Genomic DNA, 23069 nt, shown 5'->3' with positions numbered 1-23069 from the left:
ATTTATGAAATTAGGCTTTATAGGAACAGGTAAAATTACGTCTGCCGTTATCACTGGTATTTGCAGTTCCAGTATTTCGTATAACAAAATAATCATCTCTGAGAGAAATAAATCTACATCTAGTATTTTAAAAAAAAAGTTTAAAAAGATAACTGTTAGTAAAGATAACCAGGAAATTATTAATTCTTGTGATTGGATATTTTTATCAGTAACTCCAGCAGTGGGTGAAAAAATTATTAAAAATTTAAAGTTTAGATCAAATCAAACTGTAATTAGTTTCATATCAACAATTACTTTAGCTCAACTTAAAAAAGCAATCAAAGTTAAAGCAAAAATTATAAGAGCGATACCATTACCTCCTATATCTTTAAAAAAAGGACCAGTACCCATTTGTCCACCCAATAAAAAAGTTAAAGATTTTTTTAATAAAATTGGCACAACCGTTGAAATTAAAAATGAAAAATCTTCAATCAATTTTTGGTCAACCTCTGGAATGATGGCACCCTTTTATGAATTACTAAGAGTAATGACAGACTGGTTAGTGAAAAGAGGAGTTAAACGAAATAATGCACAAAAATATATAACATCTTTATTTTTAGCATTATCAGAAGATGCAGTTGTAAACTCTAAAAAAGATTTAAAATTTTTAGTAAAAGAGTCTCAAACACCTAAAGGATTGAATGAACAAGGAGTTAAAGAATTAAGCAGAGCAGGTTTTTATAAATCTTTAGAAAAGACACTCAACAGTATACATAGAAGATTAAATAAATAAATTTCATGGATCAAGAACAGAACATCTTACAAATTGAAAATCTATCTAAATATTTTGGAGGTTTGGCTGCAGTGTCAGATTGTTCATTAAAGATTAAGAAAGGCTCTATTACAGGAATTATAGGACCTAACGGCTCAGGCAAGACCACCTTGTTCAATCTAATAGCTGGAAATTTAAAATCCTCACAAGGAAAAGTATTGTTTAATAATGAGGATGTTACTGACGTTCCTTCATATGAATTATTTTCTAAAGGAATTTTAAGAACTTTTCAAATAGCACATGAGTTTACTAATCTTTCTGTGCTTGAAAATTTAATGATGGTTCCTGCAAATCAGTCAGGTGAAAATTTAATGACTGCTTTATTAAAACCAAGTTTAGTTAGAACGGAAGAACTTAAAGTTAAACAAAAAGCCCAAGACGTAGTTGATTTTTTAAATCTGACTCATTTATCAAATGAATTAGCTGGGAATTTATCTGGAGGCCAAAAAAAATTATTAGAACTTGGAAGAACCATGATGGTTGATGCAAAATTAGTATTACTTGATGAAGTAGGTGCTGGTGTTAATAGAACACTGCTTAAAGATTTAGGAACTGCTATTCTTAAGTTAAATAAGGAAGAAGGTTATACATTCTGTATGATCGAACATGATATGGAGTTTATAAGTAGATTATGTAACCCTGTTATTGTTATGGCAGAAGGTTCAGTTTTATTTGAAGGGACCGCTGAAGAAGCTAAGAAAGATGAAAAAGTTATAGAAAGCTATTTAGGCAGAGGATCAAAGATAAAGGATGAGAACTAATGGCTTTTTTTGAAGGTTTAAAAATGACAGGTGGTTATGGTAATGGACCTGATATCATCAACTCTTGTTCAGTTAATGTAAACAGAGGCGAAATAGTTTCAATTCTTGGACCTAATGGTGCTGGTAAATCAACAGCCATGAAAGCAATGCTTGGTCTTTTAAATTTAAAATCTGGTTCAGTTATAATTGATGGCAAAGATATTTCAAAACTTTCACCACAAGATAGGGTGAGAGAAGGTATTTCATTTGTACCACAGACAAAAAATGTATTTTCTGGAATGAGTGTTGAAGAAAATTTAGAGATGGGAGCTTATTTAAGAGATGACAATTATCAAAATATTATAGAAGAAATTTATGAACTATTTCCAATACTTAGAGAAAAAAGAAACCAATTAGTTGGTGAATTATCTGGAGGTCAAAGACAACAAGTGGCTCTTGGAAGAGCATTAATGATAAAACCATCTGTATTAATGTTAGATGAACCCACTGCTGGTGTTTCTCCAATAGTAATGGATGAATTATTTGATCATATCATCAAAGTAAAAAGAACTAATGTTGCAATTTTAATGGTTGAGCAAAATGCTAAACAAGCGCTTAATATTTCTGATCGTGGATATGTACTAGTTACAGGTGAAAATAAGTATTCAGGAACAGGAAAAGAATTATTAAACGACCCAAGAGTAAGAAGCTCTTTTTTAGGTGGATAGTATGGAATTCTTAAACGCAATTATATTATTATTAAATTATATTTTTATGCCAGCTCTTACGTATGGCTCTCAACTAGCACTAGGTGCAATATTTGTAACTTTAATTTATGGAATTTTAAGGTTTGCTAATTTTGCAACTGGGGACATGATGGCTTTTGGTACGATGGTCACCATATTATTTACTTGGTATTTTCAATCACTTGGAATTTCTTTAGGTGTTTTACCAACAGCGTTACTTGCCATCCCTTTTGCAATTGTTTTAACAATTGGATATATGCTCTTAATTGATAAATTTGTTTTTAGATATTATAGAGTGAGCAAAAGTCCTCCTGTTCAACTTGCAATGGTTAGTATTGGTGTAATGTTTGTAACTCAAGCTGTTGTTAGAATAATAATCGGTCCATCAGATCAGAGGTTTTTTGATGGGGAAAAATTTATTATCAAAGCAAGTGAGTTTAAAGAAATGACAGGACTTAATGAAGGTTTAGCAATTAAATCTAGTCAGGTATTAACTATATTTGTAACAATTGTATTGGTTTCTATTTTATTTTGGTTTTTAAACAAAACTAAGACAGGAAAAAGCATGCGTGCTTATTCTGATAATGAGGATTTAGCTTTATTGTCTGGAATTGATCCTAAAAGAGTAGTTATGATTACTTGGATTATTGCAGGAATTTTAGCGACAATTGGTGGAGCTTTATATGGATTGGACAAAAGTTTTAAGCCATTTACCTACTTTAATAACATGTTGCCAATTTTTGCTGCAGCAATTGTTGGAGGTATTGGAAACCCCTTTGGAGCATTTTTAGGAGGATATGTCATAGCATTTTCAGAAATATTCCTAACTTATGCTTATAAAAAATTCTTTATGTATGTTTTGCCAGCAAGCATGGAGCCAGAAACGTTAGTTCAGTTATTATCAACAGATTATAAATTTGCTGTCTCATTTTCTATACTGGTGATTGTCTTACTTTATAGACCTAATGGAATATTCAAAGGGAAGGTACTGTGAGAAAGCACTTAAATGTAATTATAGCTTACGCAATCATGTTGGGGCTTATTATTTTAGTTGGAATATTTCAATCTTGGAATGTAGCTCTATCAATTTTTAACATGTGTTTAATTTCTGCTGTAATGACTATGGGGGCAAATATTCAATGGGGGTATGCAGGGTTAATCAATTTTGGTCTAATGGGATATGCGGCATTAGGTGGATTAGCTGCAGTTTTAATTTCTGTTGAACCTGTACAAGAAGCATGGGTTGCGGGAGGTTTTAGTATTCTAATGTCTTTATGGTTAATTGTTGCAATGGTCCTTGCAATACGTTTTGTATTAAAAAATTTTGAAAAATCTAAAATTAGAACTTATGGTATTGCTACAATTATTATTGCTGGAATTATAATTATAAGAGTTACATCAGAGACAAGTATTGAAGCTATTGAAAATGTTAACCCAGCAACAACAGGATTTCTTGGTGGATTAGGATTGCCAATTATGTTTTCTTGGATCGTAGGTGCATTTTTTGCAGCAGGTCTAGCATTTATAGTTGGTAAAGTTGCTTTAGGTTTACGTGCAGACTATTTAGCTATTGCCACACTACTAATATCAGAAATAGTTATAGCCATAATCAAGCATGAAGATTGGTTAACAAGAGGTGTTAAAAATGTAATTGGACTGGATCGACCAGTGCCTTATGAAATTGAACTCCAAACTAAAGAATGGTTTATAAATTTAGTTGCAAAATTTAATTCTGGGAAATTAGATTTAATCTCCAGTATTACTGATAAACAATCAGCTCTTAACCAATTAGTAATTGAGGGATCATCAGTTTTTGTAAAACTTTGTTATTCAGGTTTATTTTTAATTGTTGTTATAGCCTTGTTAATAGTAACTCAAAAAGCTCTTTACTCTCCATGGGGAAGAATGATGCGTGCGATAAGAGACAATGAAGAAGCTGCTAATGCAATGGGAAAAAATGTCGTCAAGCAACATTTATTAATCTTTATTTTAGGCTCAGCTATAGTTGGAATTGCTGGCGCTATGTTAGTCACTCAAGATGGTTTATTTACTCCAGGTAGTTACCAACCTATGAGATATACTTTTTTAATCTGGGTTATGGTTATTGTTGGAGGAAGTGGGAATAATTTTGGAGCAATTTTAGGAGGTTTTGCAGTCTGGTTTCTATGGATTGAGGCAGCGCCAATTGCATTATTCTTGATTAATTTATTTACAGCAGGTTTAGCAGATACACATTCATTAAAAATTCATTTAATTGAAAGCGTTCCTTACTTTAGATATTTAATGATGGGGATGGGTCTTCTGTTGATCATGAGGTATAGACCTAAAGGTATACTTCCTGAAAAAATCGAAATAAAATAAACTTTATTATGAAATATATTTTATTAGGGATGGCTCTAGGTTTTGCTCTTTATCTTAGTGATAAATACATTTTTTAATGAATAAAAATTTATGGCTGCTAATTTTAAGTCAAATTTTTGCTTTTACAGCAGCACCCGTAACAGTTTTCTTAAGTGGAATAATTGGCTCTCAGTTTAGTCCAGTAAAATCTTTAGCAACTTTACCGATGGCTTTATCAATTGTTGGTATTGCAATTTTTGCAATCTTTGCAGCAAAGGTTATGAGTATAATTGGTCGAAGAGCAGGCTTTATGTTTGCTTCTGTAGTGAGCTCCTTATCATCTGTTCTAGCGGCGTACGCAATAATTATTGAAAGCTTTATCCTTTTTAATTTTTCATGTTTTTTACTTGGTGCAGGAGTAGCCTTTAGTCATCAATATCGTTTTGCAGCAGTTGAGACTGTTAAAAAAGATATGGCACCAAAAGCTATTTCAATAATATTATTAGCAGGAATAGGTTCGGCTTTTATAGGACCAAATGTTGCTAATATAACAAAAGGTTTTATAGCCGAACATTTATATGCCGGATCTTATATTGCGCTTGCTGCTTTAACTCTTACTTCAACAATTTTTCTATTATTTTATGAGGATGGACATAAACCCAATCATGTTAACAAGAAAATCAAACGTAGTTATTTGGAGTTAATTTCTCAACCAAGATTTCTACAAGCATTAGTGGCTTCGGCATTTGCTTATGCAGTGATGTCATTTTTAATGACTGCAACTCCAATAAGTATGCATGTAATGGAAAAAATAAGTTTAACTAAAACAGGTTTTGTAATTCAACTTCATATCGCAGCTATGTTTTTACCTTCATTGATAACAGGTAATTTGATAAAAAAATTTGGACATAGTAAAATTATGTACGCTGGTGTTGTTTTATTTTTTATAACAATTTTGACTAGTTTATTTGAGCAAAATTTTATTAATTATTTAATTGCATTAATATTTTTAGGATTTGGTTGGAACTTTTTATTTATATCTGGAACAAGTTTACTAGTTTTATCTTATAGAGAGGATGAAAAATTTAAAGCACAAGGCTTTAATGATTTAATTGTTTATTCAATTCAGGCAGTAGCAAGCTTATCGGCTGGAGTTTTTTTAACCTTAACAAGTTGGAAAACAATGAATTTAGTTTGTATAATATTTTTAGTAATAATTGTTTTATCAACATTAAGAGCAGACTTTAAAAAAAGGAAATAGAGTGGATTTTTTATCTAATCTTCAACTGAGTTTAATTGAAATCTATTTTGTAATATTTACCGTATTTATTGCATCTATTATAAGAGGTTTTAATGGCTTTGGCTTTTCTGCAATATGTATTTCTGGCTTTTCTTTTATTCTTCCAGCAATAGAGATAGTCCCAATTATTCTAATACTTGAGGTTATTATTAGTATTTTTATGGTTCCATATATATGGAACAAAATAGACTGGAATTTTGTTTTAAAATTATTGATAGGAATAATCATTGGGTCACCTATTGGGCTTTATTTATTGAAGTATTTATCTCCAGATACAACACACCTGTCAGTTTGCGCATTAGTTATATTTTTTTCATTTTTATTAATGAAAGGATATGAGAATAAAAAAATTAATAATAATTATGGAAAGCTTATTACTGGAATAGTCTCTGGAACATTAAATGGATTAACCACATTAGGTGGAATGCCTGTGGCACTTTTTTTATTAGTTACAAGTATTCAACCAGCAGTAATTAGAGGTTCATTAGCAGCCTTATTCTTTTTAACAGATATTTATGCATTTATTCTTAGTTTTTTTGCAGGAATTGTAGATCTGACAACTATTTATAGAACTATTCCACTGATTATTATTTTACCAATAGGTGTTTATATTGGTGATAAATTTTTTGTTAAAAGCAAAGAGGAAACTTATAGAAAAGTTGTTTTTTATTTTCTTATATTAATTTCGATATTTGGTTTTTTTAGGATTATTAGTAATTTTTAAATAAAAAAAACCCCCAGCAATTTTCACTGCTGAGGGTTTTAAAATTAAGATTTTAATTATCTTTGTTTTTTATTTTTGAATTTTCCACCTTTGATTTCTTTTTCTAGGAAAGAACCTTCAGCTTCACCTACGTTAGTAAAAGTAACACCAGTTGCACCTTCGTAGTCAACTTTTTTACCTTTAGCTAGTAAGTCTAAACCTTTTTTAAGTTCACCTGGGTAAATCTTAGTACCAGGGGCATTAGCAACATCCATTACATTTTTTGCAATAGAAGCTCTATCTGCTGATCCACCTGCTTGCATCGCAAGAACGATTAAAGCTGCTGCATCATAAGATTCACCAGTGTAAGGTCCAGATGAGTCGATACCCGCTGCTTTAGCAACAGAGGCAAAAGTACCTGCTGTTTTTTTATTCATTGAACCAGGAATTGAACCAAAAGATTTATTTAAATCTTTTCCAAAAGCTTCAGTTAATGAGTCACCGATCATACCATCAGATAAAATAAATTTATCAAATGCACCAGAGTCTAAAGAACCTTGAATAATTCCTTTTCCACCTTGGTCTAGGTAACCAATTACTGCTACGGCATCACCACCTGCTGAAGCTAAAGTTGCTACTTCAGATGAGTAATCTGCTTTACCATCTTCGTGAGCAGATACAGTTGTTACTTTAATACCATGAGCTTTTACAGCTGCTTCATAAACATCAGCCAAACCTTTTCCATAGTCATTGTTAGTGTAAGTAATTGCTACACTTTTGATTTTTCTGTCTTTAGTAATATCAGCTAAAATCTGACCACCTCTAGCATCAGATGGGGCTGTTCTAAAAAAGAAGCCTTTATCATCTAAAGCTGTAAGTCCTGGAGAAGTTGCTGAAGGTGAAATCATTACTACACCATTTGGTACAGCAACATTAGATGCAATAGCACCAGTTACACCTGAACAGTCAGCACCCATAATTGCTGCAACACCTTGTGCAATAACACCTTCTGCTGCTGCTGTTGCTGCTGCTGAATCAACACAAGTTGAATCTGCTCTTACTACTGAAATAGTTTCTCCACCTAATAGTGAACCTGAGTCAGAAGCTTCTTTAAATGCAAGCTCTGCAGATGCAGCCATAGCTGGTGTTAGAGATTCAATAGGACCAGTAAATCCTAAAATGATTCCCATTTTAACTTCTGCGAATGTATTCGTTGTAAAAGTAGAAACGAATATAAAAGCAGCAATAAATAGTTTTTTCATTATTTTCCTCTTTGATTGTTAACAATTTATAAAAATCAAATTAAAGACTATTTAAACGAATTTTCAATAGGAGAATTATCTAATTTTTTGAAGCCTATATACAGAAAATATTATAATTAAACCACCAATCGCACTAAGTAGAGTTGGGATTTCTCCGAATATAAAGAACGTTAGGATTAGGCCAAATACTGGAAATAAAGAATAAAAGGGCATAATTTTATTTACTGAATAAAATTTATATAAATAAAATAATGAAGTGTGTGCAATTACAGAAACCATCACCCCATTATGGAGTAATAAAAGCCAAGTATAAAAATCAATATTTAGTAATTGATAAACTGTGTTTCCTTCAAAAAAAATGGAAAAAAGAAAAAGCAGTATAAAACCAGTAAAGCCCATAACTGTGTTGGTTAATTTAACATCTATATCTTTAATATATCTAGAAAACACATTCGCAACACCATAGAAAAAAGCAGAAATTGCACAAAGAAAAATTGCAAAAATTTCACTTTTTAAATTTGGATCATAACCAATTAAAAAAATTCCAAAAAAAGAAATAAATATTAATACCCACATTTTAGGAGTTACCTTTTCACCTAAAAATAAAGAGCTTGCCAGAATTGCAAAGGGTATTGCTAGTTGAGCTCCAATAATTATAGGAGCAACCATAGTTGCTTTTTGCAGAGATAAATTTAAAAAAATAAAAACACCAAAGCCCATTGAAAAAGAAAAACCTGCTAAAGGCAGATAGTATTTTTTGTTTGGGATTTTAAATTTACAAAAAGGAACAAGACAAACAAAAAGTATAAACATTCTCAATGAGGCTGCCAATACAGGGGTGAGGGATGTGTTTAATGCAAGTTTATTAATTGGATAAGAACTACCAAAAAGAAACATGATAAATAAAACTAAAAAATAATGTCTGACAGTCAAAAAATTAACCCATTGTAAATGGATCAGTCATTGGTTTATCCGATGAATTTAACCATGTGGTTTTTATTCTTGTGTATTCTTTAATTGACTCAATTCCTGCTTCTTTTCCATATCCACTATCTTTAATTCCTCCAAACGGGGCCATGGGTGAAATTAACCTATAAGTATTTACAAAAGTAATTCCAGCTCTAATTGCTTTTGATACTCTCAAACCTCTTCCGAAGTTTGAGGTATAAACTCCAGAAGATAAGCCATATTTATTATCATTCATTAATTTAATCACATCCTCTTCTGTTTCAAATTTCATAACAGATAAAACTGGACCAAATAATTCATTCTCTGCTGTAGGCAAATTATGATTTTCACACTCAATAATTGTAGCTGGAAAATAATAAGCTTTACTAGATATATTGGACCTTTTTCCACCGCATCTAATTTTTCCACCTTGCTCAATTGTAGCTTTGATATTTTTTTCTATATTTTCTAGTTGTTTATAACTATTTAAAGGTCCCATTTGAGTTTCATTATCCATAGGAGCTCCTAATTTTATTTTTTCAGCCTTGGCTATTAGCTTATTTAAGAAGTCATCATAAATTTTAGATTGGATGTAAAGTCGTGATCCTGCAATACAGCTTTGACCACTTGCACCAAAGATACCAGCAGTAATTCCATTTAGTGCGTTCTCTTGCTCGGCATCATCGAATACGACAACAGGACTTTTTCCACCAAGTTCTAAGCTTACTTGCGATAAATTTTCTGCTGAATTTTTAACAATATGTTTTGCGGTTTCAGGACCACCTGTAAAAGCAATTCTTTCTACAAGGTCATGTGTAGTTAGAGCTTTACCACAAGGCTCACCTAGACCAGTAATTATATTTACAACACCTTTAGGTATACCTGATTTTTCAACTAGTTTTGCAAATTCTAATAATGTTACAGGCGCTAGTTCAGAAGCTTTTATTACAACTGTATTACCCATTGCTAATGCGGGTGCTAATTTTACTGCAGTTAATAACATTTGGGAGTTCCAAGGAATTATCGCAGCAACAACACCAATAGGTATTCTAGTAGTTGTTACTTGCATGTCTGGCTTATCAATTGGCACAACTGTTCCTTCAACTTTATCGGCTAGTCCTGCAAAATAATCGTAATACTCAGCAATATAGTTAGCTTGTGTTTTTGTTTCTCTAAAAATTTTTCCTGTATCAATTGTTTCTATAGTTCCAAGATGTTCAGCATTTTGTCTTAATTGATCTGCAAGAGACCTTAAGTATTTAGCTCTTTCTCTTGGGTGTAAATTTGACCAAGATTTTTCAAAAGCATTTTGTGCGGCCTTAACTGCTTTATCTACATCCTTCTCGTTAGCTTCAGGAACAGTTGCCCAAACTTCGTTGTTTTCTGGGTTTACAGTTTCTATTGTTTTTCCAGACTCTGAATTAACCCACAGTCCATTTATATACATTTTAAAGTTTTGAATTTTTGTCATTTATCTATTAATAAAATTTTTAAGATTGATATTAACATCATCTGCACACTCTATACTACAAAGATGTTTTCCATTATTTATCTCAATAAAACTTGAGTTTATTAAATCTTCACATAAAGATTTTGACATCTCGACAGTAGATCCTGAATCATTTGAACCTGTCATCACAAGAGTCCTAGTTTTAATATTTTTAATTATATCTGTATTGTCCTCATGATAAGCAAATAATTTGTAAGCTTTTAAAAAATTTAAATGATCTTTTTTATTTTTTGTCAAAATTTTTATAAATTGATTATAAGTTTCTGGATGGTCATTTAAGTATTGATTGGTAAACCATCTTTTTAGGGCTTGTTTTGAAATAGGTTTGTTTAATTTAGCCTGTTCAAATCTTTCTATAACCAAAGACCTTTGTTCTGAAGTTCTTTTATATGTTGTACCCATTACAACAAGGCTGTTTAGTTTGTCTTGAAATTTAGAGGCAAAATTTAGTGCAATTAAAGAACCTAAAGAAAAACCAACAAGATTAATCTTATCCACTTTTAAATATTCTAATATCGATTTTAGTTGGTTTGAAAAATCATTTAATGTTACATCTTCTTTATTGAGAATAGTTTTTCCATGCCCTAATAAATCATATGTAATTAATGAATATTCTTTGAAAGCTTCAATTTGAGGTTCCCACATCCGCTGATCAAGTCCGACACCATGAATAAAAACTACAGGAACTGTATTTTTATCATTAAATGAATAATAATTTTGATTTGGATCAAAATTTTGAAACATTAATTTATTTGGGATCTATTCCCATTTCTTTCATGTCTTGATAACGATCACCCGTTCTAGCATGAGCTCTACCTGTGGAGGCTCCACCAATTGCTATAACAATTTCATCATCAAAAGGAGCATCATGAATCGTAAATTCATGAGTTAAATAATAAGGCCTTAGACCTGAATCTGTTTTATGCATCATTGGAATAGACATTTTGGATCCAGCTGGACCTCTGGTATTGGTAAAGCTTAAATAAGATGTTCCCCCAACCGCATCTCTAAATTTATTTCCAAATCTTAAAGTGTGAATAAATGCTGAGGCATGCTCAATTTCACCATCAAGTCCGACCGTACCAGCTTTTCCATACGCCAAAATTTTTTCAGGTGATCCAATCTCCTTTATTAACTCTGGAACTAAAATATCACCTAATTTAGGTGCTAAATCTAAAATAATTGGTTTTAAATCTTCAACAAAGCCTTTTCCATGCCATGGATTTTTAAATACAGCTGCAACAGAAACCATCAAAACAGGCTCTTTAGCTTCCTTACCACCTTCGATAAAAGTTTTATCTACAAATTTTGTAAACTTTCTAAGCTCTAATTTCATTAACTTGCCTTTTCGATACTTGAATTGTCTAAATTAATCTTTGGTATAACCTCATCATTAAACAGTTTTATACTTCTCATGCAAGCCTCATGATCTATTCCAGGAAAATTAGACCAAACTTGAAGATTTTGTAAATTTAATTCTGATTTTAATTCATTTATTTTATTAACAACATATTCTGGTGTTCCAAATAATAAATTTCTTTTATGTAAAAAATCATAATTAAGTAAGTCTAATTTATGTTTTGTTTCTGGTAGTTCTTCTCCTGGATCCATATGATTACCCAAACCTCTCCAATGACAAACCCATTTCATATAATTGATAATATGCTCACCAGCCATTTTTTCAGCTTCTTCCATAGTTTCAGCAACAAACATATCTCTAACTAAAGATATACCTTCTCCAAGCGGCACTTCTCTATTTTCAGTTTTTGATTTTGCATCTCTATAAATTTCAAACCTTTTCTTTAATGCTTTAACTGTAGGTATCCACATTATTGTATTTAAGCCATTCTGTGCCGCCCATTCAATTGAACGTGCACCATCCACAACTTGCCATATTGGCGGATGTGGCTCTTGTTTTGGTTTTGGTACAACGCTAATTTTTTTAATTTCATTTGTTTTTGTATCTAAAAACTTTTCACTAGGTGGACTCATGTCATGTTGCCAAGTAAAATTTGGTGATGGATAAGTGTAAAACTCACCCTGGTGACTAAAAAATTCTTCTGTCCAAGCTTTTTTCATTATGGTTAATGACTCATCAAACAACCTAAAATTTTTTGCCTGATCTTTTAAGTCAGCTTCTTTATTCATATTGATAGCTTCTCTTCCGTAAATTCCTCTTCCAATACCAACATCAACTCTTCCTCCAGACAATTGATCTAGCAACGCAATGTCTTCAGCTAGACGGATAGGATTATGAAATGTAATTACATTACAAGCTTGACCTATTCTTATTTGTTTTGTTCTGGCGGCCGCATCCACACCCATCATTAAAGGATTTGTACAAGATTCCATTCCTTCATGATTAAAGTGATGTTCGGTATACCAAATAGAGTCCCAATTATTTTCATCACAGTAAATAGTGATCTCTTGGGTTTCTTTTAATAGTTGATTGTATGGTTTATGATTCCAATTAGTAGTGTTACAAAAATATCCAAATTTCATTCAAACCCCCTTAAATAGTTAAATTTAAAGACGACTGATCCCACTTTCGTATTCTTTAGTACCGTTTAAACCTTAGGTAACGACGAGTTATGTACGCTTTTGTTAAACTTTATTTTAACTAGACTCCTTATTCAATATATATTTAATCCAAATATTACAGGTAATTTATGAAATTAAACAAGGTTGAGCCAAAATATATTTCAAAATCGAACCCAAGAATTGGTCTTATAACGCTTGGTAGCGATTTTAGAATTGAAAAGGATTTTAATAATGTGATCTATGGAAGAGATGTAGATCTGTATGTTAATCGAATACATTGTTACAATCCCTTGACCAACGAAACGTTAGCTAAAATGGCAGATGATATTACCGATGTCACTAAAGATATTTTACCAGATCAAAAAATAGATTGTGTTGCTTATGGATGTACATCAGGAACAATTGCAGCAGGTTATGATGTGATTGAAAAAAATGTGAAGTTAGCCAAGCCTGAAGCAAAAGTTACCACCCCAATTACATCTGCTATTAAGGCTTTAAAAGCTTTTAACATTAACAAAGTATCGGTTTTTACCCCTTATACAAAAAGTATAAACGACTCAGTTATAAATTATTTTAATAAAGAAAATATTGCAGTTGATGGATTAACATATTTTGATATTGAGTCTGATTTAGATATTGGAAAAGTAGATGAAGAATATTTATTTGAAGTTTTGTCAAAAATTAATTTAGAAGATAGTGAGGCATTATTTGTGTCTTGTACGGCATTACCAGTATTATCGATAATCGATAAGCTTGAAAAAAAAATGAATAAAGTCATTTTATCTAGCAATCAAACATTAATTTGGGAAAGTCTAAATGCTATTGGCTATAAAAATAGTATTGAAGGTTTTGGAAAACTATTTAAATTTAACTAAATGAATTTTACAAAAGAAGAATACAAAAATAGATTAAAGAAGGTTCAAAAATCAATGCAAGATAAAGGCATTGATGTATTAATCTCTCAGGATCCATCGAACATGAATTATTTAACAGGTTATGATGCTTGGTCATTCTATTATGCCCAATGTGTCATAGTTCATATTAATGCAGATGAGCCCTTATGTTTTGTTAGAGACCAAGATGCTGGTGGAGCATATATTAAAACTTATTTGAAAGATGAAAATATTATAAAGTATGGTGAAAAATATATTCATAATTGGCCGCTTCACCCTTATGAAGCTTTAACAGATATTATTAAAGAAAGAAAATGGGATAAACTTTCTATTGGAGTTGAAATGGACAGTCATTATTTTACTGCCTACTGTTATGAAAAAATAAAATCAGGTTTACCCAATGCAAAAATTTCAGATTGTGAAAGATTAGTCAACTGGGTTAGAGTTGTAAAATCAGATACTGAAATTAATTTAATGAAAGCTGCATCATTAATAGTTCAAACAGGAATGAAGAAAGCTTTTGAAGTAATCAATCCTGGGGTAAGACAATGTGATGCTGTATCAGAAATACAAGCGGCTCTAATAAAGGGAACTCCTGAGTTTGGTGGAGATTATGCGTCTATTGTTCCAATGCTTCCAACTGGCAAAGGTACATCAGCATCTCATTTAACATGGACAGAAGATAAATTTGTAGAGGGCGAAGCAACAATTATTGAACTTTCAGGTTCTCATAAAAAATACCATTGTCCTATGGCAAGAACAGTGCTTCTTGGAAAAGCTGACCAACTTAAAATTGATACAATGAAAAAAACAAACGAAGCCTTGCAGGCAGGTATTGATGCTATCAAACCAGGAAAAACTGCAGATGATGTGGCTCAGGCATTTTGGAAGGTTCTAGATAAGTACGGTATAGAGAAAACCTCTCGTACTGGATATTCTATCGGAATTGGTTACCCACCTGATTGGGGGGAACACACTTTAAATATATCAAAAGGAGATATGACAATTTTAGAGCCAAATATTACTTTTCATATGATTGCTGTTATGCAATTTGGAAATTGGGGAGTTGAAGCTTCTGAAGCAATAAGAGTTACGGATCAAGGAAGTGAGCTATTTTGTAATTTTTCAAAAGATCTTCACATTAAATAATTAAAATAAAAAAACTTGATAAATAAGCTCACAAATGTTTTAAATCCATTTAGAAAATATGACTAAAAACAAAGAATTTGTAAAATTTGACAATGTAGACAAGAGCTATGATGGCAAAGTATTGGTCGTTAAAGGATTAAATCTAGACATTGAAGAAGGTGAATTTGTAACTATGCTAGGACCCTCTGGTTCTGGTAAAACAACTTGTCTTATGATGCTGGCTGGTTTTGAAACACCAACTCATGGAGAAATTTATTTAGATGGTAAGGTTATTTCAAATATTCCACCTCACAAAAGAGGAATAGGAATGGTATTCCAGAACTATGCTTTATTTCCACACATGACTGTTTATGAAAATTTAGCTTTTCCATTAAGAGTTAGAAAAATTCCAAAAGATGAAGCTGATAAAAAAATAGATAAAGCTTTATCCATGGTTTCACTTCATGGTTTTGAAGCAAGAATGCCGATGCAATTATCAGGTGGACAACAACAGCGTGTTGCTGTTGCAAGATCATTAGTTTTTGATCCACAAGTGGTATTAATGGATGAACCACTTGGAGCATTAGATAAAAATTTAAGAGAAAGCATGCAATATGAAATTAAACATATTCACGAAAGTATTGGTGTAACAGTTGTGTATGTTACACACGATCAAACGGAAGCATTAACAATGTCAAACCGTATTGCAGTTTTCAATGATGGTAAAGTTCAGCAACTATCAAGTCCTGATGAATTGTATGAAAAACCAGTTAATTCGTTTGTTGCTGAGTTCATTGGAGAAAATAATAAATTTTCAGGTCAAGTTTTAGATATTTCAGGAGATAAATGTAAAGTTAAATTAGAAAATGGCACAGAAATTTTAGCAAATCCAGTTGCTGTTAAAGCAAAAGGGGATAAGACTAAAGTTTCACTAAGACCCGAAAGAGCAATTATAGATCCTTCAGATAAGATGGATAATAATCATAAAGGAAAAATAGAAGAAATAATTTATCACGGCGATCACACAAGACTTAGAGTTGACTTACTAGGTAATAAAGATTTTATCCTTAAAGTACCAAATAGTACTGCAAGATTAGACCTTAAAAAGGGTAATGTACTAGATATAGGCTGGAATAGTATTGACTGTAGAGCCTTAGATCCAAAATAATTTAAAAACTATCCTAATAAAATATAAATAAAATAAAGGCAAATTAGCCATAATTGCCTGTTGACTAAAGTATCCTATATTGTTTTACTTTCACTTTATAAAATAACAAACGTTAACGTTAAATAGGAGAGAAAATGAAAAAATTAAGTAAATTATTACTTGCTCTATCTTTTGTACTTTCTATCACGACTTCAGCATTTGCAGTTACTGTAGTGTCTTGGGGTGGTGCTTATACTGAAAGTCAAAAATTAGGGTATGGTGATCCTACTGCTGCTAAATTAGGTATACCTGTAAACTGGGTAGACTACACTGGTGGATTATCAGAAATTAAAGCTCAAAAAGAAGCTGGAAAAATCACTTGGGACATCATCGATGTTTACGCAAAAGACACTATCGTTGGATGTGACGAAGGAATTTTCCATGAATTCGATTTTGATAAAGACTTTGCACCTGCTCCAGATGGAACACCTGCAAGTCAGGACTTCTTTACAAGCATGCCTTCAAAATGTGCAGTTGGAAACATTCTGTACTCTTGGAACTATGCTTATAACGATGCAACAATCGGTGCTAAAAAGCCTAACTCATTGAAAGACTTTTTTGATACTAAAAACTTCCCTGGTAAAAGAGCAATTTACAAAGGTGCAATGTCTAACTTAGAGATTGCTATCACTGCAGACGGTGTAAACCCTGGTAAAGGTTCTGACTTAACTTACAGAAAACTTGATGCTGACGGCGGTATTGATAGAGCTATGAACAAGCTTAAAGCACTTTGTACAGATCCAAATGGTGGATGTGTATTCTGGAATGCTGGAGCTCAACCACCAGAACTACTAGCTAATGGTGAAGTAGTAATGGCAACTGGTTGGAACGGTAGATTCTTTAATGCGCAAATGGAAGGAACTCCACTTGTACAAGTATGGGATGGACAAATTCTTGACTATGAATATTTTGCATTAGTTAAAGATGGTCCAGGTTATGCTGACGGTAGCGCTATGAAAGTACTTAGAGAAATGACTAGCTCAGAAGGTTTAGCTGGAAGTGCTAAGTATATTGCATACGCACCTTGGAGAAAATCTTCAATTGCTGTTATGGAAGCTGGAGAGCCTTGGTTTAAAGATGGTAAAACAAGTATGGTACCACATATGCCAACAGCACCTGCTAACACAAAAAGATACATTCTTATGAACCCTGATTTCTGGGCAGATAACCAAGATGAAATCGGTGAAAAATGGGAAGCAATGAAAGCTGGTCTATAATTTAGTTTTATAGATTAAGTTTTTGTTATAAAATATTAGGGCGGTTATAAAATAACCGCCCTTTTTTTTTAAAAAATTTTAAATATGAGTACAGAAAAAATATTATCATCAGACGGGATACCTCTAGAGATAAGCCTAAAAAAAGCTGAGAGAAAAAATAAGCTAAAGGCTTTAATGCTTGTAGGTCCGTTATTTTTATTCCTTATAATTACATACATATTTCCAATAGGAGACATGCTATTTAGAAGTGTAGATGATCGTATGATCACACAAAAATTACCTAACACATTTGCTGCTTTAGAAAAATGGGATGGAAAAGAATTGCCTGATGAAGCAACTTATGAGGCGTTTTATAAAGATTTCTATCCATTGGCTATAAACAAGGAAGCTGGAAAATTATATCAGAGATTAAACTATGAAAAATCTGGTTTTAGTAGTGGATTAAAAAAAACAAATAGAAAAATTAAAAAATTTGAAAAAGCTAATTATAAAGAACAATTTATGGCAACCCATAAAATATGGAGAAACGTGGATTATTGGATTGCTTTAAAGAATACTGCTCCAAATTGGTCTTATGCAAAATATCTAAAAGGTCTTGATTTAAAATTTGATCAAGACAGAAATATTATTCAACAAGATGAAGACAGGAGAATTCATAAAATCCTCTGGTTAAGAACTATAAAAGTTGCATTTTGGGTAACTGTATTCTGCTTTTTGCTTGCTTACCCAATTTCACATTTATTGGCCACACTACCAATGAAATATAGTAATTTATTGATGATATGTGTGTTGTTGCCCTTTTGGACATCATTATTAGTTAGAACTTCTAGCTGGATGGTTTTACTTCAACAACAGGGCCCTATAAACGATCTAATTGTTTGGCTAGGTTGGGCTGCTGATGATAATAGACCTGAGTTAATGTATAATGTTGTTGGCACTTTTGTTGCAATGACACAAATTTTATTACCTTTTATGGTTTTGCCACTTTACAGTGTGATGAAAACAATATCTCCAAGTTTAATGAGAGCTGGAAAATCATTAGGTGGAACTCCATTTACTGCATTTAGACAAATTTATTTTCCATTAACAATTCCAGGAATTGGTGCAGGCTGTTTATTAGTTTTTATTTTAGCTATAGGTTACTATATCACTCCAGCATTAGTTGGTGGAGCGAGTGGATCATTGATTAGTAATACGATTGCGTATCATATGAAGAGTTCTTTAGATTGGTCGTTTGCTGCAGCATTAGGTTCTATGCTGTTAGTTGGAGTGTTAACAATCTACTGGATCTATAATAAATTAGTGGGAATTGATAATATTAAACTAGGATAAATTATGGCATTACCAACTTACACATCCTGGAATTATAGAATTTGGCATTATACTTATTTAACAATTTGTGGGTTGGTATTTTTCTTTTTAATAGCACCGCTATTTGTAATTTTACCACTTTCATTTAATGCAGAACAATACATTCACTTTTCCAAGGGAATGATAGCCCTTGACCCAGACGCATTTTCATTAAGATGGTACGAAGACATGATCTATGGGACTAAAAATCCTTGGGGACTTGCGACAAAAAACAGTTTAATAATAGCTTTCTTTGCTACAATTGGATCTACAGTACTTGGAACGGTAGCTGCTCTAGGGTTAAGTAGTAGGCATATGCCATATAAAGCAGCGTTCATGGCTTTATTAATATCTCCAATGATTGTGCCATTAATTATCTCAGGAACAGCAATATTCTTCTTTATGGCAAAAGTAGGTTTAGCTGCAACACATACAGGAATAATTTTATCTCATATTATTTTGGGTACACCGTTTGTAGTTATTACAGTTACAGCAACTTTAACAGGTTTTGATCATAGTGTAACACGTGCTGCATCAAGTTTGGGGAGTAATCCAGTTAATACTTTTATGAAAATAACATTACCATTAATTTTACCTGGTGTTATTTCTGGTGCATTATTTGCCTTTGTAACTTCATTTGATGAAGTTGTTGTTGTGTTATTCTTAGCAGGACTTGAAAACACTACTATTCCAATTCAAATGTGGGTTGGTCTAAGGGAACAGCTAAGCCCAACAATAATGGCAGTGGCAACTTGTTTAATTATAATGTCCACATTAATTCTTGTTAGTGCAGAACTTTTAAGAAGAAGGTCTGAAAGACTAAGAGGAATTAATAGGTAATTGATTTACTAAGATCATTTTTTTTATTATAAACAATTCTTCAATTTTTAAATCTTATGGAAATTAAAAAAGTAGTAGTTATAGGTTCAGGAACTATGGGTAGTGGAATTGCAGCGCATTTGTGTAATGCAAATATTCCAGTAACTTTACTAGATTTAAAAACTGAAATAAGTGAGCAAGCACGAGATAAAATTTACAAATCGAGACCGCCACTTTTGTTAGATAAGTCCAAAATAAAAAATATTAAAGTAGGAAACATTTTAGATAATTTTGATGAAGTAAAAGAAGCTGACTGGGTAGTAGAAGCTGTTGTTGAAAGAATAGATATTAAACATGATATCTATAAAAAAATTTTCAAAGAAAGAAAAAAAGGTGCGATAGTATCTTCAAACACTTCATCCATTCCTATCAAAATATTATCTCAACACTTATCAGAGGAAGAAAAAAAAGATTTTTGCATTACTCACTTTTTTAATCCAGTCAGATACATGGGATTATTAGAGATAGTTAAAAATGAAAATAATGATTTAGATAAAATAAACTCTCTAAAAGCTTTTTGTGAAACAGAACTTGGAAAAGGTGCAATTATTTGTAATGACACGCCAGGCTTTTTAGGAAATAGAATAGGTGTTTTTGCAATGCAAGTTGCAATGAATGAAGCTTTTAAAATGAAACTTAGCATAGAAGAAGCTGATGCAATTTTTGGAAGACCAATGGGTATACCAAAAACAGGTGTGTTTGGTCTTTATGACTTAATTGGTATTGATTTAATGGCCGATGTTTTAAAAAGTTTTATTAAAGAATTATCAGAAAATGACCCTTTTCAAGTAGTTGCAAAAGAAATTCCTTTAGTAAAAAAATTAATTGAAACAGGATATACCGGTCGAAAAGGCAAGGGCGGATTTTATAGAGTTAATAAAACTGGTGAAGTTAAGGTTATGGAAGCAATTAATCTTGAAACTGGAAAATACTCTGCAAGTAAAAAAATTAATATTAAATCAGACAAAATAGACCTTAAAGAATTAATTTCTAGAGAGGATAAGTATGGTGAGTATGCTTGGTCTGTTATTTCTAAGATTATCAAATATGCTTCTTCTTTAGTTCCATCAATTACAAAAGATTTCAATGATATTGATGAAGCAATGAGATTAGGTTTTAATTGGACTAAAGGTCCATTTGAAATGTTAGAAGAAATCGGAGTTGAAACTTTTTTTGGTAAAATAGACGACTTTAAGGGAAATGCTTTTTTAGAAAATTTATCTAAAAATAGAAATCAAGATTTTTATGGATCTAGACAAAAATACACTGACATTGAAACGTTTGGAAAAGCTAAAAAGAAAGCATTAAGTGTAGATGGAAACAGTTCAGCACAGATATATAGATTTAATGATTATAATATTGTTGAGTTTACCACTAAAGCAAATGCTCTAGATTATGATTCAATGGATGCTTTAAAAAAAGCTACAGACAAACCTTTGATTATAATAAATGAAAGCATGCAGTTTTCTGCTGGAGTAAACTTGAGTTATACAATGGATTTTGCGAACAAAAATGATTTTAAATCCATAGAAAAATTTATTAGATATTTTCAAGAAACCTGCAAGCATCTTAAGTATTCTAATCACCCGGTGATATCTGCACCATCAGGTTTAACTCTTGGAGGTGGATTTGAAGTAATGGTCCAAAGTAATTTTGTTGCTTCACATACAAATATTGTAGTTGGATTAGTGGAAACAATAGTTGGACTGATACCAGCTGGAGGTGGATGTAAGGAAATGTTGGCAAGATGGCTTGATACAGACGAGGCTAAAAAAGATCCTCATTATGCACCACTTAAAGTATTTGATATTATTGGTTATGGAAAAACAGCAACTTCACCAATTGAGGCAGAACCATTAAAATATTTAAGACCAGAAGATAAAAAAATAATGAATAGAAATAGTTTACTAGAAGTTTCAAAAAAGATCTTAGACGACAATAAAGAATTTAAAACTCCATCAGAGACTGAATTTAAACTACCAGGAAAAGAAATTTTAATAGAAATGAATAAAATTATAGAAAACCTTTATAATGAAAAAATAATTCGTGATCACGGTGTTACTGTTGCAAAAGAACTCGCTCATGTTTTGAGTGGAGGAGATACAACTATAGATAAAACTTTATCAGAAGATGATTTATTTAAATTAGAATTGGATGCTTTCATGAGATTAATAGAGACAAAAGAAACTCAAGACCGTATTAAACACACACTAGCAACAGGAAAGCCTTTAATTAACTAATATCTATCATCTTCTTCTTTCTTTACCTCGTTTTCTAATATTTCTTCTTTTTTTTCTTCTATTACTTCTTCTTTTTTAAATTCTATTATCTTTTCACTTTGTTCTTTTTCTTTAATTAATTGGTCATTAAACTTCTTAATCAATTCTTCTTCTTTTGCTATTTGCTCCTCATCAAATTTCCTTTCCCACTCTTTTATTCTCTCTTCTTCATCTTTAATTCTTTTTTCTTCAAGAATTCTAGCTTGAATTATTTTTTGTTCTCTTAAATTTTCTAATCTTATTTTTTCTTCTTTTAGTTGTAATTCTTCCTGGATTTTTCTTTGATTGAGTTCATTTAATCTTAATTCGTTAAGCTCCTCTATTTCTAATTGTTCTTTTAGTCTAAGTTGTTTTTCTTTTTCTCTTAACTCATCAGCTTCTTTTAATATTTTTATTTCTTTTTCTCTTATTCTTTCAATTTCAATTTTTTTGATACTTTGTTCAATTTCTTCAAGTTTTTGTTTTTGATAATTTAATTTATGTTCTTCTTCAATTAACTTTTGCATATTTTTTTTTTGTTTATCAATCTCAATATTTTTTAATCTTTCTTCTTCATCTTTTATTTTCTGTTTAGCTTCACGGGCTTTTTGTTTCTCAAGAGCCATTAATTTATCATTTTCAATTTTAGCTTTTTGTTGCTCTTGTCTTATTCTTTGCTTTTCAAAAAATTCTAATTTTAGTTTTTCTTCTTTTATTTTTAAATCATCTTGTCTTACTTTTTCCTCTTCTTCATCTTTTAGTTTTTGCTCTTCAGCTTTAATTCTTTGAGATTCAAGTTTAATTTTTTTTCTTTCAATCTGTTGCTGTTGTTTTATAATTTTTTCTTTCAGTTTTTCTTCATTAGCTATTCTTTGTTTTTCTTCCTTTATTAGATTTAATTCATTTTGTTTAATTAACCTTATTTCTTCATTTTTTTGTTTTTCTTGTTCTAACTTTTCTTTTTTTAATTCTTTAATTCTTTCTTCTTTTATTAATTTAATTCTATGCAGTTCTTTTTGTTTGGCTCTTTCTTTGAAATTATTGTATTTTTCTATTAGAGAAAATGATGTGAATTTTGTTAATTTTTCTATATTAATCTTTTTTAAAATTTTTAAGGGTTGTTCAATTAATTTTTTTTTACTTAAATTAATTTTTTTCCTAATTGTATTTTTTAGGACATTTCTCACAAACGTATCTCATCAATTTTCAATTAATAATAATAGTTATAGAGTGACT

At 31.3% G+C, this 23069-nt stretch carries 21 protein-coding genes; 14 read left to right on the top strand and 7 right to left on the bottom strand.

Going from position 1 to position 23069, the window contains the following annotated elements; genetic code table 11:
- The first annotated feature begins 4 nt into the window (after positions 1-4).
- From SAR11_RS06770 to SAR11_RS06740, 7 genes are all read left to right on the top strand, one after another.
- The gene (locus SAR11_RS06770) at positions 5-772 is read left to right on the top strand and encodes a pyrroline-5-carboxylate reductase (protein WP_011282330.1); all 768 of its coding nucleotides are present in this window, start codon (positions 5-7) and stop codon (positions 770-772) included.
- 5 nt (positions 773-777) lie between these two features.
- Positions 778-1572 carry an ABC transporter ATP-binding protein gene (locus SAR11_RS06765; protein WP_011282329.1) on the top strand — a complete coding sequence of 265 codons (795 nt, stop codon included), beginning with the start codon at positions 778-780 and terminating at the stop codon, positions 1570-1572.
- Complete coding sequence (locus SAR11_RS06760) at positions 1572-2279, top strand: ABC transporter ATP-binding protein (protein WP_011282328.1); 708 nt, start codon at positions 1572-1574, stop codon at positions 2277-2279. The genes SAR11_RS06765 and SAR11_RS06760 overlap by 1 nt, the downstream gene beginning before the upstream one ends.
- A gap of 1 nt (position 2280) precedes the next feature.
- Positions 2281-3291, top strand: a complete 1011-nt coding sequence (locus tag SAR11_RS06755; protein WP_011282327.1) for a branched-chain amino acid ABC transporter permease — start codon at positions 2281-2283, stop codon at positions 3289-3291.
- A gap of 35 nt (positions 3292-3326) precedes the next feature.
- A complete protein-coding gene (locus SAR11_RS06750; protein ID WP_006997935.1) occupies positions 3327-4658 on the top strand; it encodes a branched-chain amino acid ABC transporter permease in 1332 nt (443 codons plus the stop codon).
- A gap of 76 nt (positions 4659-4734) precedes the next feature.
- Complete coding sequence (locus SAR11_RS06745; protein WP_011282326.1) at positions 4735-5898, top strand: MFS transporter; 1164 nt, start codon at positions 4735-4737, stop codon at positions 5896-5898.
- Between the two features lies 1 nt (position 5899).
- Positions 5900-6661: a sulfite exporter TauE/SafE family protein gene (locus tag SAR11_RS06740; protein ID WP_011282325.1), complete on the top strand. Its 762-nt coding sequence runs from the start codon at positions 5900-5902 to the stop codon at positions 6659-6661.
- Between the two features lie 56 nt (positions 6662-6717).
- On the opposite strand, the gene SAR11_RS06735 is transcribed toward SAR11_RS06740, so the two are convergent.
- The 6 genes from SAR11_RS06735 to SAR11_RS06710 form a co-directional block, all read right to left on the bottom strand.
- Positions 6718-7902, bottom strand: coding sequence for an ABC transporter substrate-binding protein (locus SAR11_RS06735; protein ID WP_006997938.1), 1185 nt, complete (start codon positions 7900-7902; stop codon positions 6718-6720).
- Positions 7903-7977: 75 nt separating this feature from the next.
- On the bottom strand, positions 7978-8835 hold the full coding sequence (locus SAR11_RS06730; protein WP_011282324.1) for a DMT family transporter: 858 nt from the start codon (positions 8833-8835) through the stop codon (positions 7978-7980).
- A 4-nt stretch (positions 8836-8839) separates the two neighbouring features.
- Positions 8840-10321 (bottom strand): aldehyde dehydrogenase, encoded by a 1482-nt coding sequence (locus SAR11_RS06725; RefSeq protein WP_006997940.1) that lies wholly within the window; start codon positions 10319-10321, stop codon positions 8840-8842.
- Complete coding sequence (locus SAR11_RS06720) at positions 10322-11104, bottom strand: alpha/beta fold hydrolase (protein WP_011282323.1); 783 nt, start codon at positions 11102-11104, stop codon at positions 10322-10324.
- 4 nt (positions 11105-11108) lie between these two features.
- On the bottom strand, positions 11109-11696 hold the full coding sequence (locus tag SAR11_RS06715; protein WP_006997942.1) for an amino acid synthesis family protein: 588 nt from the start codon (positions 11694-11696) through the stop codon (positions 11109-11111).
- A complete protein-coding gene (locus SAR11_RS06710) occupies positions 11696-12862 on the bottom strand; it encodes an LLM class flavin-dependent oxidoreductase (RefSeq protein ID WP_006997943.1) in 1167 nt (388 codons plus the stop codon). The genes SAR11_RS06715 and SAR11_RS06710 overlap by 1 nt, the downstream gene beginning before the upstream one ends.
- A gap of 167 nt (positions 12863-13029) precedes the next feature.
- Here SAR11_RS06710 and SAR11_RS06705 point away from each other — a divergent pair, with 167 nt between their 5' ends.
- The 7 genes from SAR11_RS06705 to SAR11_RS06675 all read left to right on the top strand — a co-directional run bounded on the left by SAR11_RS06705 (position 13030) and on the right by SAR11_RS06675 (position 21815).
- Positions 13030-13776 (top strand): maleate cis-trans isomerase family protein, encoded by a 747-nt coding sequence (locus SAR11_RS06705; RefSeq protein WP_011282321.1) that lies wholly within the window; start codon positions 13030-13032, stop codon positions 13774-13776.
- A complete protein-coding gene (locus tag SAR11_RS06700) occupies positions 13777-14943 on the top strand; it encodes a M24 family metallopeptidase (protein WP_011282320.1) in 1167 nt (388 codons plus the stop codon).
- A gap of 58 nt (positions 14944-15001) precedes the next feature.
- Complete coding sequence (locus tag SAR11_RS06695; RefSeq protein ID WP_011282319.1) at positions 15002-16090, top strand: ABC transporter ATP-binding protein; 1089 nt, start codon at positions 15002-15004, stop codon at positions 16088-16090.
- Between the two features lie 134 nt (positions 16091-16224).
- Positions 16225-17346, top strand: coding sequence for an extracellular solute-binding protein (locus tag SAR11_RS06690; protein ID WP_011282318.1), 1122 nt, complete (start codon positions 16225-16227; stop codon positions 17344-17346).
- Positions 17347-17430: 84 nt separating this feature from the next.
- Positions 17431-18678 (top strand): ABC transporter permease, encoded by a 1248-nt coding sequence (locus tag SAR11_RS06685; RefSeq protein WP_011282317.1) that lies wholly within the window; start codon positions 17431-17433, stop codon positions 18676-18678.
- Between the two features lie 3 nt (positions 18679-18681).
- Positions 18682-19536, top strand: coding sequence for an ABC transporter permease (locus SAR11_RS06680; protein WP_006997949.1), 855 nt, complete (start codon positions 18682-18684; stop codon positions 19534-19536).
- 56 nt (positions 19537-19592) lie between these two features.
- Positions 19593-21815, top strand: coding sequence for a 3-hydroxyacyl-CoA dehydrogenase/enoyl-CoA hydratase family protein (locus tag SAR11_RS06675; protein ID WP_011282316.1), 2223 nt, complete (start codon positions 19593-19595; stop codon positions 21813-21815).
- On the opposite strand, the gene SAR11_RS06670 is transcribed toward SAR11_RS06675, so the two are convergent.
- The gene (locus tag SAR11_RS06670; RefSeq protein ID WP_011282315.1) at positions 21812-23020 is read right to left on the bottom strand and encodes a hypothetical protein; all 1209 of its coding nucleotides are present in this window, start codon (positions 23018-23020) and stop codon (positions 21812-21814) included. The two genes, SAR11_RS06675 and SAR11_RS06670, sit on opposite strands and share 4 nt — an antisense overlap.
- Positions 23021-23069: the final 49 nt, after the last annotated feature.

The organism is Candidatus Pelagibacter ubique HTCC1062 (assembly GCF_000012345.1).
GTDB lineage: Bacteria > Pseudomonadota > Alphaproteobacteria > Pelagibacterales > Pelagibacteraceae > Pelagibacter > Pelagibacter ubiqueversans.
Note: the sequence above shows the minus strand (reverse complement) of the source record. Positions and strands in the feature narration are given on the sequence as shown.

Bases quoted from the DNA above. Each gene is read 5' to 3' on its own strand.
- SAR11_RS06770 (WP_011282330.1), top strand. From the start codon at position 5: ATGAAATTAGGCTTTATAGGAACAGGTAAAATTACGTCTGCCGTTATC.
- SAR11_RS06765 (WP_011282329.1), top strand. From the start codon at position 778: ATGGATCAAGAACAGAACATCTTACAAATTGAAAATCTATCTAAATAT.
- SAR11_RS06760 (WP_011282328.1), top strand. From the start codon at position 1,572: ATGGCTTTTTTTGAAGGTTTAAAAATGACAGGTGGTTATGGTAATGGA.
- SAR11_RS06755 (WP_011282327.1), top strand. From the start codon at position 2,281: ATGGAATTCTTAAACGCAATTATATTATTATTAAATTATATTTTTATG.
- SAR11_RS06750 (WP_006997935.1), top strand. From the start codon at position 3,327: ATGTTGGGGCTTATTATTTTAGTTGGAATATTTCAATCTTGGAATGTA.
- SAR11_RS06745 (WP_011282326.1), top strand. From the start codon at position 4,735: ATGAATAAAAATTTATGGCTGCTAATTTTAAGTCAAATTTTTGCTTTT.
- SAR11_RS06735 (WP_006997938.1), bottom strand. From the start codon at position 7,902: ATGAAAAAACTATTTATTGCTGCTTTTATATTCGTTTCTACTTTTACA.
- SAR11_RS06725 (WP_006997940.1), bottom strand. From the start codon at position 10,321: ATGACAAAAATTCAAAACTTTAAAATGTATATAAATGGACTGTGGGTT.
- SAR11_RS06720 (WP_011282323.1), bottom strand. From the start codon at position 11,104: ATGTTTCAAAATTTTGATCCAAATCAAAATTATTATTCATTTAATGAT.
- SAR11_RS06715 (WP_006997942.1), bottom strand. From the start codon at position 11,696: ATGAAATTAGAGCTTAGAAAGTTTACAAAATTTGTAGATAAAACTTTT.
- SAR11_RS06710 (WP_006997943.1), bottom strand. From the start codon at position 12,862: ATGAAATTTGGATATTTTTGTAACACTACTAATTGGAATCATAAACCA.
- SAR11_RS06705 (WP_011282321.1), top strand. From the start codon at position 13,030: ATGAAATTAAACAAGGTTGAGCCAAAATATATTTCAAAATCGAACCCA.
- SAR11_RS06700 (WP_011282320.1), top strand. From the start codon at position 13,777: ATGAATTTTACAAAAGAAGAATACAAAAATAGATTAAAGAAGGTTCAA.
- SAR11_RS06695 (WP_011282319.1), top strand. From the start codon at position 15,002: ATGACTAAAAACAAAGAATTTGTAAAATTTGACAATGTAGACAAGAGC.
- SAR11_RS06690 (WP_011282318.1), top strand. From the start codon at position 16,225: ATGAAAAAATTAAGTAAATTATTACTTGCTCTATCTTTTGTACTTTCT.
- SAR11_RS06685 (WP_011282317.1), top strand. From the start codon at position 17,431: ATGAGTACAGAAAAAATATTATCATCAGACGGGATACCTCTAGAGATA.
- SAR11_RS06680 (WP_006997949.1), top strand. From the start codon at position 18,682: ATGGCATTACCAACTTACACATCCTGGAATTATAGAATTTGGCATTAT.
- SAR11_RS06675 (WP_011282316.1), top strand. From the start codon at position 19,593: ATGGAAATTAAAAAAGTAGTAGTTATAGGTTCAGGAACTATGGGTAGT.